Genomic DNA, 1,365 nt, shown 5'->3' with positions numbered 1-1,365 from the left:
GCCGACCCGATGGTCCGTCAGGCCGTCGCGAGGTTGGAGTCCGGTGTCCGGATGATCGCCGCGAACAGCGCCCGCGCACTGGACGCGGTGCTGCGCGGCGAGGATCCCGGCGGCGTGGCGTCGGTGAACCGGTTGGTCAAGTCCGAGTTCGAACAGCATCTGCACGCGCTGGCGTTGCGGGCGGCAGGACCGCACGGCGCACTGGGTAGTCGCGCGTCCGGGGCGATTGACAAGGGCCGCTGGACTTTCGGCTACCTGATGAGCCGAGCGACGACCATCGGCGCGGGAACCGCTGAAATACAGCGAAATACGATCGCCGAGTCGGTTCTCGGCCTCCCATCGCATCGCGGTGACGGCCGTAGACCGGCTGTGGTCGAACCGGGCGCGCCGCTCGCGGCGCTGGATCCCGATGAGCAGCAGCTGCGCGACGCTCTCGCGGAGTCCTTGCGTGCCCACGCCGATGTTGAAGCGCTTTTGGATCGGGCACGCCTAGTCGACGCCACCGATCACCAACTGTGGTCGGCGCTCGTCGAGTTCGGGTTGCCCGGGTTGGCCGTCGACGAGCCGCTGGGCGGGGCGGGCGCGAGCAGGCGACTGTTGTACGCGGCCATCGAGGAGGCGGGCTATGCGATCGCGCCGGTTCCTCTGGTTCCCACCGTTACCGCGCTCGATGTCGTCGTCGCCGTCAGGGCCGGGACAACGGCGAAGCGCATCGTCGCCGGGACGACGGCCGCGTTCGCGGTGCCGTTGCACGACACCGGCTGGCTGACGACCGGGCCGGCGCTTCCCGAATGGGACGGACGGCGGTTGGCCGGGGCGATCCCCGTCGTTGCGGGGGCGCCGGCGGCCGAAGTGCTGCTGGTGCTTGCGCGTACGGAAGATCGGGAAGTCCTCGTCGTGGTCGACCCCGGGGAGCAAGGGGTCGATATCGACGCGCAACAGCCGCTCGATCTCAGCGCGACGATCGGCGCGCTCACCCTATCGGGGGCCCGCGGCGAGATCGTGGGCGAAGGACCGGATCTGCAGCGGGCGCTCGCGACGGCCCGACGCCACAGCCTGCTCGCGGTGGCGGCCGACTCCATCGGGGTGGCGGCGCGCGCCCTGGCGATGTCGGTGCACTGGGCGTGTGAGCGTGAGCAGTTCGGCCTTCCGATCGGCAGCTTCCAAGCCGTTTCCCACCGTTGTGCGGACATGCTCGTCGCGTTGGAGGGTGCGCGTGGCCTCGTACTCTCTGCCGCCAACCTCGATGTCGGTGAACACGATTGCTCCGCGGAGCTGGCCGCCGCAGCCGCATTCGACGCCGCGGTGGAGATCACCGAGGGCGCGGTGCAGGTCCACGGCGGGATCGGCTTCACCTGGGAGCAT

The 1,365-nt window shown here is 70.2% G+C and carries 1 protein-coding gene; it reads left to right on the top strand.

Annotated elements, in window-relative coordinates; genetic code table 11:
* Positions 1-1,365, top strand: a 1,365-nt coding sequence (locus A5713_RS18425; protein ID WP_197516406.1) for an acyl-CoA dehydrogenase family protein, incomplete at both ends; no start/stop codon positions are given.

It is taken from the genome of Mycobacterium sp. E2497, from assembly GCF_001668695.1.
GTDB lineage: Bacteria > Actinomycetota > Actinomycetes > Mycobacteriales > Mycobacteriaceae > Mycobacterium.
This window is presented reverse-complemented; position numbering and strand designations above follow the sequence as displayed.